Source organism: Gilliamella sp. W8128, assembly GCF_016100545.1.
Taxonomy (GTDB): Bacteria; Pseudomonadota; Gammaproteobacteria; order Enterobacterales; family Orbaceae; genus Gilliamella; species Gilliamella apis.
Genome location: NZ_JACFSE010000005.1, coordinates 1 through 17294 on the forward strand (window position 1 = coordinate 1; position 17294 = coordinate 17294).

At 35.9% G+C, this 17294-nt stretch carries 16 protein-coding genes, 1 pseudogene and 1 riboswitch; of the genes and pseudogenes, 11 read left to right on the forward strand and 6 right to left on the reverse strand.

Annotated features, from left to right (window positions below):
- Positions 1–147 precede the first annotated feature (147 nt).
- Positions 148–237: an HAD hydrolase family protein gene (locus H3U97_RS11610; protein ID WP_198192863.1), complete on the reverse strand. Its 90-nt coding sequence runs from the start codon at positions 235–237 to the stop codon at positions 148–150.
- A 258-nt stretch (positions 238–495) separates the two neighbouring features.
- On the opposite strand from H3U97_RS11610, the gene H3U97_RS05915 reads away from it, so the two are divergent.
- Positions 496–1101 (forward strand): hypothetical protein, encoded by a 606-nt coding sequence (locus tag H3U97_RS05915; RefSeq protein ID WP_198198504.1) that lies wholly within the window; start codon positions 496–498, stop codon positions 1099–1101.
- A gap of 285 nt (positions 1102–1386) precedes the next feature.
- Here H3U97_RS05915 and clpB read toward each other — a convergent pair whose 3' ends face one another.
- Positions 1387–3957: an ATP-dependent chaperone ClpB gene (gene clpB, locus H3U97_RS05920; RefSeq protein ID WP_198198505.1), complete on the reverse strand. Its 2571-nt coding sequence runs from the start codon at positions 3955–3957 to the stop codon at positions 1387–1389.
- A gap of 274 nt (positions 3958–4231) precedes the next feature.
- A riboswitch (PreQ1 riboswitch) is annotated at positions 4232–4277 on the forward strand.
- A 3-nt stretch (positions 4278–4280) separates the two neighbouring features.
- Between clpB and queD the strand changes: the two genes are divergently transcribed.
- Together queD and H3U97_RS05930 are read left to right on the forward strand one after the other, a co-directional pair.
- Positions 4281–4709 (forward strand): 6-carboxytetrahydropterin synthase QueD, encoded by a 429-nt coding sequence (queD, locus tag H3U97_RS05925; RefSeq protein WP_034903021.1) that lies wholly within the window; start codon positions 4281–4283, stop codon positions 4707–4709.
- Positions 4706–5320: a 7-carboxy-7-deazaguanine synthase QueE gene (locus tag H3U97_RS05930; RefSeq protein WP_086354333.1), complete on the forward strand. Its 615-nt coding sequence runs from the start codon at positions 4706–4708 to the stop codon at positions 5318–5320. Before queD ends, H3U97_RS05930 begins: the two co-directional genes overlap by 4 nt.
- A gap of 204 nt (positions 5321–5524) precedes the next feature.
- On the opposite strand, the gene pgeF is transcribed toward H3U97_RS05930, so the two are convergent.
- Complete coding sequence (gene pgeF, locus H3U97_RS05935) at positions 5525–6292, reverse strand: peptidoglycan editing factor PgeF (RefSeq protein ID WP_086320218.1); 768 nt, start codon at positions 6290–6292, stop codon at positions 5525–5527.
- An 8-nt stretch (positions 6293–6300) separates the two neighbouring features.
- Positions 6301–7275: a 23S rRNA pseudouridine(1911/1915/1917) synthase RluD gene (rluD, locus tag H3U97_RS05940; protein WP_198198506.1), complete on the reverse strand. Its 975-nt coding sequence runs from the start codon at positions 7273–7275 to the stop codon at positions 6301–6303.
- Between the two features lie 93 nt (positions 7276–7368).
- Between rluD and bamD the strand changes: the two are divergent.
- The 6 genes and pseudogenes from bamD to infA all read left to right on the forward strand — a co-directional run.
- Positions 7369–8091, forward strand: a pseudogene (gene bamD, locus H3U97_RS05945) (outer membrane protein assembly factor BamD); the annotation flags it as partial.
- A 255-nt stretch (positions 8092–8346) separates the two neighbouring features.
- The gene (gene leuS, locus H3U97_RS05950; RefSeq protein ID WP_198198507.1) at positions 8347–10929 is read left to right on the forward strand and encodes a leucine--tRNA ligase; all 2583 of its coding nucleotides are present in this window, start codon (positions 8347–8349) and stop codon (positions 10927–10929) included.
- A gap of 38 nt (positions 10930–10967) precedes the next feature.
- Positions 10968–11459: an LPS assembly lipoprotein LptE gene (gene lptE / locus H3U97_RS05955; protein ID WP_065577982.1), complete on the forward strand. Its 492-nt coding sequence runs from the start codon at positions 10968–10970 to the stop codon at positions 11457–11459.
- A gap of 9 nt (positions 11460–11468) precedes the next feature.
- On the forward strand, positions 11469–12473 hold the full coding sequence (gene holA, locus H3U97_RS05960; protein WP_086354334.1) for a DNA polymerase III subunit delta: 1005 nt from the start codon (positions 11469–11471) through the stop codon (positions 12471–12473).
- Complete coding sequence (nadD, locus tag H3U97_RS05965) at positions 12467–13123, forward strand: nicotinate-nucleotide adenylyltransferase (protein ID WP_034903002.1); 657 nt, start codon at positions 12467–12469, stop codon at positions 13121–13123. Before holA ends, nadD begins: the two co-directional genes overlap by 7 nt.
- Positions 13124–13358: 235 nt before the next feature.
- On the forward strand, positions 13359–13577 hold the full coding sequence (infA, locus tag H3U97_RS05970; protein ID WP_025315083.1) for a translation initiation factor IF-1: 219 nt from the start codon (positions 13359–13361) through the stop codon (positions 13575–13577).
- Between the two features lie 127 nt (positions 13578–13704).
- On the opposite strand, the gene H3U97_RS05975 is transcribed toward infA, so the two are convergent.
- Both H3U97_RS05975 and H3U97_RS05980 read right to left on the reverse strand, forming a co-directional pair.
- Entirely contained in the window at positions 13705–15171 is a 1467-nt protein-coding gene (locus tag H3U97_RS05975; RefSeq protein WP_255548130.1) for an amino acid permease, read from the reverse strand.
- Positions 15172–15349: 178 nt separating this feature from the next.
- On the reverse strand, positions 15350–15715 hold the full coding sequence (locus H3U97_RS05980) for a YkgJ family cysteine cluster protein (protein WP_217332406.1): 366 nt from the start codon (positions 15713–15715) through the stop codon (positions 15350–15352).
- Positions 15716–15727: 12 nt separating this feature from the next.
- Between H3U97_RS05980 and yeiP the strand changes: the two genes are divergently transcribed.
- Together yeiP and ttcA are read left to right on the forward strand one after the other, a co-directional pair.
- Positions 15728–16300 carry an elongation factor P-like protein YeiP gene (gene yeiP, locus H3U97_RS05985; protein WP_034884126.1) on the forward strand — a complete coding sequence of 191 codons (573 nt, stop codon included), beginning with the start codon at positions 15728–15730 and terminating at the stop codon, positions 16298–16300.
- 14 nt (positions 16301–16314) lie between these two features.
- Complete coding sequence (ttcA, locus tag H3U97_RS05990; protein ID WP_034901359.1) at positions 16315–17211, forward strand: tRNA 2-thiocytidine(32) synthetase TtcA; 897 nt, start codon at positions 16315–16317, stop codon at positions 17209–17211.
- The last annotated feature ends 83 nt before the right edge of the window (positions 17212–17294 follow it).

A 17294-nucleotide genomic window follows, 5' to 3' on the forward strand; every position in this document is an offset into this window, starting at 1 on the left:
GGTGATTACGTCCGAGTTAAGAGGGTTGGCGCGAACCCTCTTTACAATCTCCCGCGGCGACCACGCAAGTGGTCACGATGTGACTACCTTCCGCCTTCGTTCGCTTTTAACGCTCCTTGGCAAACATCCCTGTTTGCCATGCTAACCTCACTCGATAGTTTTCATCACAGCACTTTCGTTATTTGATCCAGTAATAAATTTAGCTACTGCTTTGATATCATCAAAGGCGTTTCGCATAGCAAAGCTATAGTTGAATCCCGATCATAATCGCCTTGATCATTTAAAAATGTTCCATCTAAATCAGTGATAATTAACTTTATCATGTCTGCTTCCTTTGGGGGGATTTGATCATCTTGATGTTTATTGTGCTTAATTATTTTTAGACACACAATATATTGTATTTGAAATATCAGGTCGAGATTAATATAAATATTTATTTGAAATTTAATCATTTTTAATTAGAATGAGTTTTTTGCATTATTAAAAGGATGACTTATGACTAATGAAACCACCCCAAAAAAGAAAAGTTCTATAATTAAGAAAATTTTGATTGCCGTTATAATTTTAGTAGTCATTGTAGCTATTTTTGGGAATAGTAAGAATGATGAAACTAAGAAAGAAGCAACGCCTGAAATCCAATATCCTCAAGATCAAACTACATTAATTGAAGCAAGTAAAACTGCTATGGATAAAGCTATAAAAGCTGATAACGATATGCAAAAAGGCAGTGCCCTTAGAGAGAGAAGCAAGGCAATTTGTAACGGTATCACTAATTTGTCAGTTAAAGATTGGGTAGGAACTATTAAGAAGATTGATTCAAATTCTGATGGTTACGGTGTATTAGAAATTGAAATTGCCAGAAAAATATATGTTAAAACTTGGAATAATGCATTATCAGATTCGTTCCATAAAACATTACTTAAACCTGATACGCCTTTATTCGATAAAATTGCTAATATGAAAAAAGGTCAAAAAGTTAAGTTTTCAGGTAACTTTTTTAAAGATAACGAGACCTGCATCTATGAGTCAAGTTTAAGTTTGGATGGTAAGTTAACAGAACCTGAGTATATTTTTAGATTTTCCGATGTAAATCCATTGTAAAGTAAAGCCTTTTTTAGATAACTAAAAATAAGCCTGAAAAGCAATTTTCAGGCTTTTTATATTCTGATTGTCAAATGAGTTAACCTTTCCAAATCTATCTATAACTCAATTTTAATAAACCGTCAAAAACCCCTTTCCTCAATTTTTTTGTCAAACTAGATAAATTTGATTTTTTTATAATCAAGAATACTAATGCTATAGATAAAAAAAAGCCTGAAATTAATTTTCAGGCTTTTTGGCTTTTTTAATATTGTTGTATTTTCGACAACCAATCAATAAGTAGCTTTACTGTTTGGCAACAATATTACCTTCATCCAAATCTAGATGAATCGTTTTACCTGGAACTAATTTTCCAGATAGAATCTGTTGAGCTAATGGGTTTTCAATCTCTTGTTGTATTGCACGTTTTAATGGTCTTGCACCATAAATTGGGTCAAAGCCAACTTTAGCAAGTTGTTCTAGTGCAGCATCAGAGATATCCATTTCATATCCACGCTCATCAAGACGTTTTTCAACATGAGCTAATTGAATTTTCGCAATTGCTTTGATGTTTTCTTGTCCTAATGGATGGAATACCACTGTTTCATCAATACGATTAATAAACTCCGGTCTGAAGTGTTTGGTTACCACTGTCATGACTAGGGCTTTCATTTCGTCGTAACTGAGTTCAACTTGACCTTGAATTAGATCAGAACCTAAGTTAGATGTCATGATGATTACGGTATTGCGAAAATCCACAGTTCGACCTTGTCCATCAGTTAATCGTCCATCATCCAATACTTGTAATAAGATGTTAAAGACATCTGGATGAGCTTTTTCGACTTCATCGAGTAAGATGACAGAGTATGGTCGTCGTCTCACAGCTTCAGTTAAATAACCACCTTCTTCATAACCAACATAACCAGGAGGTGCACCGATCAATCGAGCCACAGAATGTTTTTCCATAAACTCAGACATGTCGATACGCACCATAGCATCTTCACTGTCAAACATAAAGTTAGCCAATGCTTTACAAAGTTCAGTTTTACCAACCCCGGTTGGTCCTAAGAATAAGAATGAACCAATCGGTTTATTCGGATCAGAAAGCCCTGCTCGACTACGACGAATAGCATTGGCCACAGCAACCACCGCTTCATTTTGACCAATAACGCGTTTATGTAAGGCATCTTCCATATGTAACAGTTTTTCTTTTTCACTCTCTAGCATTCTCGATACAGGAATACCTGTTGCTTTCGATAAAACTTCAGCAATTTCGTTATCGGTGACTTTGTTACGCAATAACTTCATGGTTTTACCTTCTAGCTGTGTGGATGTAGCTAGTTTCTTCTCTAATTCGGGGATTTTGCCATACTGTAGTTCGGACATCTTGTTTAAGTCACCCATTCGGCGTGCCTGTTCTATTTCAGTACGTGCTTTTTCCAACTCGGCCTTGATATTTTGAGTACCCGAAAGTGCAGCCTTCTCTGATTTCCACTCTTCTTCAAGTGATGCATAAGCCTTTTCTTTTTCAGCAAGTTCATCATTTAACATCTCAAGTCGTTTTTTACTTGCATCATCAGACTCTTTCTTGAGTGCTTGTTGTTCAAGTTTGAGCTGAATAATACGTCGTTCAAGGCGATCCAATGACTCTGGTTTTGAGTCCATTTGCATACGGATACTTGATGCTGCTTCATCAATTAAGTCGATCGCTTTGTCTGGTAACATACGATCAGAGATATAACGATGCGATAAAGTTGCAGCTGCAACAATTGCTGGATCGGTAATTTGCACATGATGATGCAGTTCATAACGTTCTTTTAAACCGCGCAATATTGCGATGGTATCTTCAACAGATGGTTCTGCCACATAAACTTTTTGGAAACGACGTTCTAATGCCGGATCTTTTTCGATATATTGGCGATATTCATCAAGAGTGGTAGCACCAACACAGTGTAACTCACCTCGAGCTAAAGCTGGTTTTAACATATTACCAGCATCCATTGCACCATCACTTTTACCGGCACCGACCATAGTATGTATTTCATCAATAAAGAGAATAATACTACCTTCGGCTTTGGCAATATCTTTTAATACAGCCTTTAAGCGTTCTTCAAATTCACCACGATATTTAGCACCGGCAATTAATGCCCCCATATCTAATGATAATACGCGTTTGTTACGTAAACCCTCTGGCACTTCACGATTAACAATACGTTGTGCTAATCCTTCAACGATAGCTGTTTTACCTACGCCTGGTTCACCAATAAGCACTGGGTTGTTTTTGGTTCGACGTTGTAATACTTGTATTGTACGACGAATCTCTTCATCACGACCAATGACTGGGTCAAGCTTGCCTTGTTCGGCTCTTTCGGTTAAATCAATGGTATATTTTTTCAATGCACCACGTTGATCTTCAGCATTAGGATCGTTCACGTTATCACTCCCTCTTACTTGGTTAACTGCTTGGCTAAATTTGTCTTTGCTGACACCAGCTCTTTTTAAAATATCAGTTAAATTACCTTTTTCATCTAACGCAGCTAGTATGAATAGTTCAGATGAAATATAGCTATCGCCATTTTTTTGCGCTAGTTTGTCACATAGATTCAAAATTCTTACTAATTCTTGTGATGGAATAACTTCACCACCAATGCCTTGAACTTGGGGTAAACGTTCAATTGCTTGATTTAATTCTTGTTGTAATGTCGCAATATTTGCGCCTGACGCCACCAGTAATGGATTAATCCCACTGCCTTCTTGATTGAGCATGGCAGATAATACATGGATGGGCTCTATATATTGATTGTCTTTACCTAATGCGATTGATTGCGCATCAGCTAAAGCTTGTTGAAATTTGTTAGTGAGTTTATCTAACCTCATATTATTTATCTCCTAAGCAATAAATTTGGTTTAAATGTGTAACACATTCAATCCATTTGCATAATCACTAAATGAGTGTGGAAGAATAAATTTCAAGAGCTGATTAACAATATTTTTGACGATTTTTTGCAATAAAATCGTTTATATTTTACCCGCGTCTTTATAAAAGATAAAGTAGTTTGAAAAACCAGCACTTAAGCAAAAATGTTTAGTAAATTTGGATGACACTTAAGCTGTTATCCTTTATATTAGCCGCTTTATTTTGTTAGGTTAGCTAACCGTGGTTCGTAATCCATCCCACGAAAAAAAACTAGGAAAGAAATATGTTTAAAATTGCTAAAGAGTTCCAGTTTGATGCTTGTCATATGTTAGATGGGCACAATGGAAAATGTCATAACCTACATGGTCATACCTACCGTTTGTTAGTCGAAATCAGCAATGAACTTATTACCAGCGGTTCAAGTGCTGATATGGTAATGGATTATGCTGACATAAAATCAGTTGTAAAACAGCAAATTATCGACCAACTCGATCATGCTTATCTTTATAATCAAAATAATGCTAATGAAAGCCAAATAGCAGAGCTTTTACAGCAAATGCAACGTAAAATTTTTGCTTTTCCTTGTCGCACTACTGCAGAAGGAATGAGTAAATTTATTTTTGACCGCTTATCACAATTTCTACCTGTGTCGATGATTAAGCTTTGGGAAACCCCTACTTCTTATTGTGAGTATCATCGGAGCGAAAAATGATCGAATATCGTATTGTTGAAATCTTCGAATCTTTACAAGGCGAAGGTTATAACACTGGTATGCCAGCTATTTTTATTCGTTTTGCCGGTTGTAATTTAAACTGTAGTTGGTGTGATACTAATTTCCGCAAATTCCAACGTTTTACGTTAGAGCAAATACTGACAAAAGTTAAACAATATAAAAGTAGCAATATTATTATTACCGGTGGTGAGCCCACAATGGTTAAAGAGTTATCTTTATTATTAACACATCTAAAACAAGCTGGTTACTATATTGCAATTGAGAGTAATGGACTAGGTAAAGTCGATCCGCTGATTGATTATATTGCACTGAGTCCTAAATTTTGTTATCACCATCGTTATCAAAAAATTTTGCAATCAACAGCCAGTGAAGTAAGAATTGTCGCAGAGAAACAAACGGGATTTATCGATTTTTGTTACTATATTGAGCAGCATATTCAAGCTAAGCGTTATTATTTGTCACCTTGCGAAGTCAATGGTGAGATGAATATGTTTGATACCATTGAGTTGTTGGGTAAGATTAATCACAATCGTATTGATAATAAATGGATGCTAAGCCTACAAACACATAAGTTTGCCAATATTGAATAGTTAGATTGGCAAACTTTCACTATAGGTTATAAAAATAAAATAGACTATTATCCTATACGATAAAATACCTTCAGTTATGATGATTCATTATTAAGGGAATAAGGATTTTTACCTAGTTATCGGTATGACAGAAAGGATAAAACAAATCATCTAGATCTGTTTTTATCATGATTAATAGATTATTCGAAGCCTTGTTTAGTGGTTTTATTCAAACCAAATCATTGTTGCCATCCTTCCTGTCTTATTTTCTCGACGGTAGGAGTAAAACAAGTCTCGCTCGGTATGGGTGCAATAGTTACCACCATAAATCTGGTTTATACCAATTGAATTTAATCGCTGTTTGGCAATCATATAAAGATCCGCTAAATATTTTTGTTGTTTGGCATCTATTAGTTTAAATGCATGATGCGCGTTTGCATCGTAAGCTTCAAACTGTTTTTTCACTTCGCCACCTACTTCAAATTTTGTAGCGCCAATTGCTGGACCAAGCCAAACTATGATATCAGTAGCCTTACAGTAAAATTTCTTTGCCGTTTCTTCTAAAATACCATGACAAAGTCCACGCCAACCTGCATGGGCAGCGGCGACTTGATTTCCGTCTACTGAACAAAATAGTACTGGCATACAATCAGCCGTTAACACGACACTAACTTGATTTGCTTGCCGGGTATATGATCCATCAGCTTCAAAACGTTCACTATTACCAATCAATCCATGTGCTGGTTGTAGTTGAATTTCTGAAATATCAAGTACAGTTGTGCTATGGGTTTGATTTAACCAATAAGGTTCGCTAGGGATTTTTTCAGCACTAATGATAAGACGACGATTTTCAACAACATCATTCAAATCATCACCAGTACGACTACCTAAATTTAGGCTATCAAATGGTGCAGAACTCACACCACCGATGCGAGTTGTAGTAAAAGCACGAATATTTGTCGGTGCAGGCCAATAGGGATAAATTGATTTAATCATAACTATTACCAATCAAGTTCATCTTTGTGAAGTTCAGTATCTAATTGTAATTCTTGAATTAGTTTTTGCATATCATCAGGTATTGGTGCATGCCATTCCATTAGCTCGCCAGTAATTGGATGATATAAACGTAACATAGTGGCATGTAAAGCTTGACGATCAAAATCACGTAAAGTTTGGATAAATGATTCGCTAGCACCTTTCGGTGGTCTTGGTCGACCACCATAAAGAGGATCACCGACTAATGGATGGGCAATATGTGCCATATGTACACGAATTTGATGGGTACGCCCTGTTTCAAGTCTTAAACGTAATCGGGTATGTAACCGATATTTTTCCATAACACGATAATGGGTTACTGCAGGCTTTCCGGTTGGAAAAACCGCCATATGGGTCCGTTTAGTTGGATGGCGAGTAATGGGTTGATCTACGCTACCTCCAGCGGTAATGATCCCCATAGCAATCGCTTCATACTCACGAGTTATTTCTCGTAATTGTAATGATTCTACTAAATGAGTTTGTGCTTCAATGGTTTTAGCAACCACCATTAATCCTGTGGTATCTTTATCTAGACGATGGACAATGCCTGCTCTTGGTACTCGTGAGATATCTGGATAGTGATAAAGTAATGCGTTTAATACGGTACCATTTGGATTTCCAGCACCTGGATGAACCACTAAATCTCGAGGTTTATTAATAACCAAGATATGATCATCTTCATAAACGATATTAAGTTTTATATCTTCTGGTTGGTGATAAGTTTCTTCTTCAATTTCAACTTCAATAATTATTTTTTCGCCACCAAGTACTTTATCTTTGGGTTTATTTACAATATTATTGTTAACTAGTACTTTATTATTTACGATCCATTCTTTAATTCTTGACCTTGAGTAATCAGGGAAAAGCTCGGACAAAGCCTGATCCAAACGCATTCCAAGCTGGGTTTGTTCGATTTCAGATGACAGTTTTAACTTATGCATGTGTAATTTATCTATTTTAAGCTGTTATGTTTTAGAGTATTATATACTAATCATCGCCTTTAATGTTTAATTATATTTTGGATTGAAAACTGAATGAAATTGCGTTTACAAACTTTGTTAGCTATCGCTTTAAGTAGCATGCTAATTGGCTGTACAAGTACAAAGCATGATGTTGAAAATGTGCCAGAGATTGAGCTCCACAATAAAGCTAAAACAGAGCTTGAGAGTGGAAATATCAAATCCAGTATTAGTGTTTTAGAGGCTATAGACAAAAATTATCCATTTGGACCTTATTCACAACAAGTTCAATTAGATTTGATTTATGCCTACTATAAAACAGCGGATTATCCACTGGCCATTGCATCAATTGACCGCTTTTTAAAATTAAACCCAACGCACCCAAATATTGATTGGGTGATTTACATGCGCGGAATTTCAAATATGGCGCAAAATGACAATACAATTCAGGGGTGGTTTAATGTCGATCGTTCAGACCGAGATCCTGAGTTTGCTATGGCTGCATTCAAAGATTTTACTTATTTGGTAACTAGTTTTCCAAATAGTAGTTATGCCGCAGATGCCAAAAAGCGTTTAGTATTTTTGAAAAACCGTATTGCTCGTCATGAATTAAAAGTATCGCAATATTATACTAAACGTGGTGCATATGTTGCAGTGATTAATCGGGTTACCCAAATGTTGGCTTTATTCCCTGATACTGATTCAACTAAGAGCGCACTGTTATTGATGCGTAATGCTTACAATGAATTAGGTTTAGTTGATGAGAGCCAAAAAGTTGATCAACTTATTCAGGCCAATTTGGAAAATATACCAAAAGAAGAACAAAAATCATTCTTCTCCAAGTTTACTAGTGTATTCAATGGTGGCTAATTATTTACTAAGCGGGCATAGCCCGCTTTTTATGCTTTTACTAATGCACAATATCCAAATTACATCTTTTAATTCTTAATAAATCAATCTTACAATTCACATAACGTTTGTAAAACACCTCAATAACCAATACAATTAGCAAATTATTTTTATTAGCAATAATAGATAGGACATTAATTCGTCATGCAAGAACAATATCGCCCAGATGAAATTGAAGCCAAAGTACAAAAACATTGGCAAGAAGACAAAACATTCCACGTTACTGAAGATCCATCTAAAGAGAAGTATTACTGTTTATCGATGCTTCCATACCCATCTGGTCGTTTACATCTTGGTCATGTACGAAATTATACAATCGGTGACACTATTTCACGTTATCAGCGTTTGAATGGTAAGAATGTATTACAACCAATCGGTTGGGATGCATTTGGTTTACCCGCCGAAGGTGCAGCAGTTAAAAATAATACAGCGCCAGCCAAATGGACTTATGAAAATATTGCTTACATGAAGAAGCAATTACAGCTACTTGGTTTTGGTTATGATTGGGATCGTGAAGTGACAACTTGCCGTCCTGAGTATTACAAATGGGAACAATGGTTCTTTACTAAGCTATTTGAAAAAGGTTTAGTTTATAAAAAAACTTCAGCTGTTAACTGGTGTCCAAACGACCAGACTGTATTAGCTAACGAGCAAGTAGTTGAAGGTTGTTGTTGGCGTTGTAATACTCCAGTTGAGCGTAAAGAAATTCCTCAATGGTTTATCAAAATCACTGAATATGCTGATGAATTATTGAATGACTTAGATACTCTTGAAAGCTGGCCGGAACAAGTCAAGACAATGCAACGAAATTGGATTGGTCGTTCTGAAGGGGTAGAGTTTGATTTTGCCGTTGAAAACTATAGCGACAAGTTGCGTGTTTATACTACTCGTCCTGACACGCTAATGGGTGTGAGTTTTGTTTCGGTAGCTGCGGAACATCCACTCGCTCAGTTAGCTGCACAAAATAATCCAAAAATTGCTGAATTTATTGCTGAATGCAAGACGACTAAAACCGCTGAAGCCGACATGGCAACAATGGAAAAGAAAGGTATGGCAACAGGATTTTTTGCTATCCATCCATTAACCGGCGCAAAAGTTCCGGTTTGGATTGCTAACTTTGTATTAATTGAATACGGCACAGGTGCCGTAATGGCGGTTCCTGGTCACGATGAACGTGATTATGAGTTTGCATCAAAATATAATCTACCAATTAAACCTGTTATTTTAACACAAGATGATCAAGTGCCCGATCTATCACAACAAGCTTATACTGAACATGGTAAATTATTTAATTCTGGTGAGTTTGACGGTCTTAATTTTGAACAAGCCTTTAATGCCATCGCAGATAAACTTATCGCATTAGGTATTGGTAATCGTAAAGTAAATTATCGTTTACGTGATTGGGGAGTCTCTCGTCAACGTTATTGGGGTGCACCTATTCCTATGGTGACACTTGAAGATGGCACAACAATCCCAACTCCAGAAGATCAACTGCCAGTCATTTTACCAGAAAATGTTGAAATGAATGGTATTACTAGTCCAATTAAAGCAGATCCAAATTGGGCAAAAACAACAGTTAATGGTCAACCAGCACTACGTGAAACGGATACTTTTGATACGTTTATGGAGTCGTCTTGGTACTATGCACGCTATACCTGCCCTCATTATGACAAAGGTATGTTAGATGAAAATGCAGCAAATTATTGGTTGCCTGTTGATCAATATGTTGGTGGTATTGAACATGCAATTATGCATTTACTCTATTTTAGATTCTTCCATAAATTAATGCGTGATTTTGGTTTAGTAAAATCAGACGAACCAGCTAAACGCTTGTTATGCCAAGGTATGGTTTTAGCTGATGCGTTCTATTACACCAGCCCTACCAATGAACGAATTTGGGTTTCACCAACTGAAGTCACTATTGAACGTGATGACAAAGGTCGTATTGCTAAAGCCACAGATAGCAAAGGTAATGAACTTGTTCATGCTGGTATGACAAAAATGTCTAAATCGAAAAATAATGGTATCGACCCGCAAGAGATGGTTGAAAAATATGGTGCAGATACCGTTAGATTATTTATGATGTTTGCCTCTCCAGCTGACATGACACTTGAATGGCAAGAATCTGGTGTGGAAGGTGCTAATCGATTTATTAAACGTGTATGGCGTTTGGTATATGAACATGCTCAACTAGGTAAAACAACAACTCTTGATCTATCTAAATTGACTGCCGATCAAAAAGCTTTACGTCGTGAACTACATAAAACGATTGCTAAAGTCAGCGATGATATTGGTCGCCGCCAAACCTTCAATACCGCAATCGCAGCAGTAATGGAATTTATGAATCGCCTACAAAAAGCGCCACAAGATACAGATCAAGACCGTGCGTTAATGGATGAATCATTAAATGCAGTTGTTAGATTACTTTATCCTATGATGCCTCACGCTTGTTTTATTATGTGGCAAGCATTAGGTAATAGTGAAACCATTGATAATGCGTCATGGCCTACTGCTGATGAATCGGCAATGGTCGAAGATGAAAAATTAATTGTGGTACAAATCAATGGTAAAGTGCGTGGTAAATTTACCGTTCCTGCGGATGCCGAACAAGATTTTGTAGTAGAGCAAGCGAAGCAAGAACCAAACATTCAAAAATATTTAGCTGATACAACTATTCGTAAGGTTATTTATGTGCCAGGCAAATTATTGAATTTGGTTGTAAGTTAATAATGTTGGATATAACTAAGATATAGGTGATGATACCAATGAAAAAATATTTGGCTTTGATGTTATTGACAATATTGTTGTCTGGATGCGGTTTTCATTTGCAATATGAACCCGAAGTTCCTGCTCGCTTTAAGACACTGTCTTATGAGAGTGGTGATCCATACGGCCGATTGTCAAGGGATATTAAAGAGTTGCTACGCGATAATGGGGTTACATTAGCTGATACCAATAATAAAGCTAAATATCCATCATTACGCATAGTCAGTGATTCATTGGATAGAAGCACTATATCAATCTATCAAGATGGTAAAGCTGCGGAATATCAGTTAGTATTGGCTATTCAAGCTCAAGTAGTCATCGCTGGCGAACAAATTCATCCAATTACCGTTCGTATATTCCGTACCTTCTTCGATAATCCAGCAGCTGCATTGGCTAAGACTGTAGAACAAAATTTGATTGAAGATGAAATGTATAAGCAAGCAGCTAAAGACATCATCCGTAAATTGAAAGCAGTTGATGCAGCAAACTAACGACTTGTTATGATAAAAATTAGTGCTGAAAAAATAAACCAGCAATTAGGATCGCCTTATTATTTAATTTTAGGTAGCGATCCTTATCTGCAACATTATGTACAAACTCAATTACGTTATGCTTTTAAGCAAGCTCAATATGACGAGCAACTTTCTTTTACCATAAATAGCCAAACAGATTGGTCGGCAATGTATGATAGTTGCCAAGCAATGAATCTATTTTCAAGCAAGACTTTACTCTGTATAGATATTGGAGAAGGTGTGTTAAATGTTTCGGTCGCGGCAAGATTAAATACATTATGTGAAATGTTGACGCCTGATATTGGCTTGATAATTAGTCTAGTTAAGATCACTAAGAACCAAGAAAATGCATCATGGTATAAGGCTTTATCTGACAAATTAGTGGTAGTGAATTGTTCAACACCTGAAGCAGCACAATTACCACAATGGATCAAAAGCTATTTGCAACAAATGCAAATAGTTATTGAATCTCCTGCGATTGAGTTACTTAGCTATTATTATGAAGGTAATTTGTTGGCGTTGACACAGCTTATTGAACAATTAAATTTACTCTATCCCAATCAAACTATTTCTTATGAGCAAGTTGAATCAAATATTAATGATTCAGCAATATTTACGCCTTTTCATTGGATTGATGCAATGCTTTCCCATAAAGCAAAACGTGCAACACATGTTTTACAACAGCTAAAAATGAATGACTTTGAGCCATTAATATTGATGCGGATTATTCAACGTGAATTGATTTTGTTGATTAATTTAAAATTAGCTTTGGCCGAAAAATCACCCCGTCAAGTTTTTGACGAATACCGAGTCTGGCAAAATAGAAGAACCATGTATAGCTATTATTTGAATCGTTTTGATATCAAAGCATTATTCGCCCTACTAGCGACTTTAACCGACATTGAAATTAGTCTAAAACATAATAATGATTTACCTATCTGGGATGCGCTGTTGAGTTTAACTATGCAGTTTATGGGGCTAAATAAGTGCTAACTGCGTTATTTGGTGGAACCTTTGATCCAATCCATTATGGACATATACGCCCAGCTTTAGCCTTAGCCAAAGAGGTAGGATTAACTAAAATTAATCTGTTACCTAACCGTATTCCACCTCATAAACCACAACCTGAGGCCAATACTGAGCAACGTTTAGCTATGTTGGAGCTGGCTATAGCTGATTATTCTCTATTTTCAATTGATACTCGAGAATTAGAACCAACGCTAATCAATCAGCCCTCTTTTACCATTGATACTCTCAAATCATGGCGTCAGCAAAATGGTACTCAGCAAAGTTTAGCTTTTATAATGGGGCAAGATTCTTTGCTTAGTTTACCAACATGGAAAGAATGGCAAAAATTACTTGATTATTGTCATTTGCTAATATGTAAGCGGCCTGGTTATGCTCAAACCTCTTGTGATACCAAGTTACAACAATGGATTTATCAACACCAAACCCAAGTTAGTCAAACATTACATCAATGTCCTAATGGCTATATTTACTTTGCTAATACTCCGCTTGAAGCAATTTCAGCAACAGAAATCCGACAAAATATTGATAATCAACAAAGCTGTGAAAAGTTATTATCGCCTAAAGTTTGGCAATATATACATGAAAATAGGCTCTATAATGCAAAGAAATGTTAGAAATGACTTTACATCTGAGAGTTTTTTCGGCATTATTTCGCCGCTATATTTAGATAATTTGGATGTAGCTGTTCTGTGTTTATACTCAAATCAATCACTTTATCTTGATCAAAAAACATTTTGGTAATTTAGTTGAGTTTGATTAATTCGCTTTTCTAGTTAATCGCAAAGAAAATGAGAATGATGTTTTTTAATTTGAGTGTATTTAATTTGTATTTAATATTAAGAGGCCCCAATGGCAAAAGAAGATAACATTGAAATGCAAGGTACTATTCTTGATACTCTTCCGAACACGATGTTTCGTGTTGAACTTGAAAACGGTCATGTTGTTACTGCACACATTTCTGGAAAGATGAGAAAGAACTATATTCGAATTCTAACTGGCGATAAAGTAACGGTAGAAATGACACCTTACGATCTTTCAAAAGCACGTATCATATTCCGTAGTCGTTAATATCGTTATCACGCTTGTTGTTTTACATTATTAACTAATAAGTTGATTAGTTATTTTCTCTTTTTTAATACAATTCCGTCGACTAAAGTCGACGGAAATGCAGGTTATAATTTAGGTTACTATCTAATTAATCCATTTGAGAAAAATCCATTTGCTCATACTTTATCCATTTAGTCTTTTTAACGATTTTATAACCAAAATAAATCGAAAGAAATAATGGAATACCAATGTAAGTGGCAATGACACCGTTCCAATCAATGGTCTCTTGTAAAAATGCTTCATAATTTTGACCTAATGTTATCGTCAAACAAAGTATAAAGGCAAAAATAGGGCCAAATGGGAAACAACTCGAACGATATGGTAATTTATTTAGATCATGTCCTTGTGCTATGTAGCCTTTTCTAAAACGATAATGGCTAATAGCAATACCAAGCCAAGCAATAAACCCTGTCATACCTGACATATTAAGTAACCATAAATAAACTTCCTGATCTTTGTATAGTGAGGTTAAGAAGCAAAGCATAGCCACTAATGTTGTCGCAAATAATGCCATATCAGGTACACCTGATGAAGATAATCTTCCGAAGATCTTCGGTGCTTTACCTTCTTTAGCTAAAGCATATAGCATACGGGTTGAAGCGTATAACCCTGAGTTACCGGCAGAAAGTACTGAAGTTAAAATCACCGCATTCATAATAGCTGCTGCAGATAATAATCCAGCATGCTGAAAAACTAAAGTAAATGGACTAACGCTGATATCAGTTTCATCATTACGTAGTAAGTTAGGATCAGTATATGGGATGATTAAACTAATAACTAAAATTGCCAAAATATAAAATAATAATATCCGCCAAAATACTTGTTTCATTGCTTTGGGAATATTTTTTTCTGGATCTTTTGATTCTCCTGCTGCTATACCAATTAGTTCAGTACCTTGGAATGAGAAACCAACTACCATCGCAACACCAATCATTGAGGAAAAACCGCCAACAAATGGAGCATCGCCAACTTGCCAGTTTTGCCAACCAGCAGTTTCAGCACCTTTTAAAATGCCAATAATCATTAATAAACCAACTACAATAAATAAAATCACAGTGACGACTTTAATTAATGAAAACCAAAATTCTGCTTCACCAAAACCTTTTACAGAAACATAGTTTAAGCAGAAGATGATGCTTAGGAACAATAAACTCCATAACCAACTATAAGCACCGGCATCAAACCAATAGGAGATCACTAATTGTGCCGCAACTAAGTCAACGGCAACGGTAATCGCCCAGTTATACCAGTAGTTCCAACCAATAGCGAAACCAAAAGCTTCATCTACATAGCGTGATCCATAGGTCGCAAATGTCCCAGAAACCGGAAGATAAGCGGCAAGCTCACCCAAACTAGTCATTAAAAAATAAACCATTATGCCGATAATGGCATAAGAAAGTAGTGCACCACCAGGACCTGCTTGTGCAACAGTAGCGCCTGAAGCGACAAATAACCCGGTACCGATGGAGCCACCAATGGCTATCATCGCTAAATGACGGGCTTTTAAATCACGCTTTAATTTTTTTGTCATATCAATCTTCTTCTTATTAAACAGATTCTAAATATACTTAGTTACTACCTTATACTTTATATCTAGGTTAATAACTGATTTAAAATAATTTATTCCGATATTTATCATTAGCTGATAAATTGCGTTGAAGTGTATCAAAAAAATTTCTTTGCGAGATAAATAATTCTAATAATACAACTGATATGTTAAATATTCGCAATACTTAGTTGCTAGTTAACTGTTCTAATTGAGTTAAATAATCCATCGCTTGATCGCGATTTGTTCCACACATTTCAAAACAAGGTTTTAAACGACTACAGACTAGAGGTCTACTAGCATTACCAAATAATTTACATTGAAAATTCTCATCTAAATGAAAACAGGCAATCCCAGCTGGTTTACCATTAGGCATACTAGGTATAGTAGATGAAATTGATGGCGCAATACAGCATGCACCGCAATTTTTACGACATTTAAATGAATCAGTCATTGGGTTTAAAGGAATTTGTGGTTGTTTTATAAATTTTAATGGTGACAATAGCAAGTTAAGGGTAAAATAGCGAGCTAAATTTTTAACTCTATTAAACATGAAGAAAGTATTATGGCTAAAGCAAATGAAATAAAACGTGGTGATGCGGTCACCTATAATGGCAAACTATTATTGGTGAAAGAGATTGATGTTCAAAGTCCTAGTGCACGTGGTGCTAGTACCCTTTATAAAATGCGTTTTACCGATGTGAAATCTGGCGGTAAAGTTGAAGAACGTTTTAAAGGTGATGATATTTTAGATACTATCGAATTATTTCGACGCCCTGTTAGCTTTTCTTATATTGACGGTGATGAATATGTGTTTATGGATAATGAAGACTATACGCCGTTTATTTTTAAGAAAGATCAAATTGAAGAAGAGCTGCTATTTATTCCTGAAGGTGGTATGGATGGCATTCAAGTTTTAATGGCTGAAAGCGAAGTGGTGGCTTTAGAATTACCACAAACAGTTGAACTTGAAATCATTGAAACTTCGCCAAGTATTAAAGGTGCGTCGGCAAGTGCACGCACTAAACCGGCTACACTCTCTACTGGTCTTGTTATTCAAGTACCTGAATATATTGATAACCACGAAAAAGTTAAAATTCATATTGCTGAACGCCGATATATGAGCCGAGCGGAATAATCAATTAAATCGTGATGAATACATACAATCAAAATAAATTACATAAACGCTTACGCCGTCTTACTGGCGAAGCAATCGCTGATTTTAATATGATTGAAGAAGGCGATCGTATAATGGTCTGTTTATCAGGCGGTAAAGATAGTTATACATTGCTAGACATTCTTATTAATTTAAAAATCAGTGCTCCAGTGCAATTTGAATTAGTTGCCGTTAATTTAGATCAGAAACAGCCAGGATTTCCAGAGCATGTTTTACCTCAATACCTAGAATCCTTAGGTATTGAATATAAAATTGTTCAAGAAAATACTTATGGTATTGTTAAAGAAAAAATCCCTGAAGGCAAAACTACATGTTCACTCTGTTCTCGGCTTCGACGTGGTATTTTATATCGCACTGCAACTGAACTTGGTGCAACCAAAATAGCGCTTGGACATCATCGTGATGACATTTTGGAAACCTTGTTTTTAAATATGTTTTATGGCGGCAAACTTAAGGCTATGCCACCTAAATTGATGAATGATTCAGGTGAGCATATTATTATTCGACCTCTTGCCTATTGCAAAGAGAAAGATATTGCAAAATATGCTGAAATAAAACAGTTTCCTATCATTCCTTGTAATCTTTGTGGTTCACAGCCTAATTTACAACGGCAAGTGATCAAAGAGATGTTAAATGATTGGGATAAGAAATATCCTGGCCGTATCGAAACCATGTTTCGTGCTACACAAAATATCACCCTTTCGCATTTATGTGATACCAATCTTTACGATTTCAAAGGGATTAAGAAAGGTGATATTGATATCAATGGTGGCGATTTAGCCTTTGACCGTGAAGAATTGCCAGCCATGGTCGGATTTGATGCGTCAGAACTCGACGATCAAGATCTAATTCTGTGGAAAGAGGCTAACTAGCAATTAGCTATTCTCTATAAATTATCTTTTTATCGGTGATAATCTATATCGCCGATAAATCACCTAAAATTTATATTTATTAA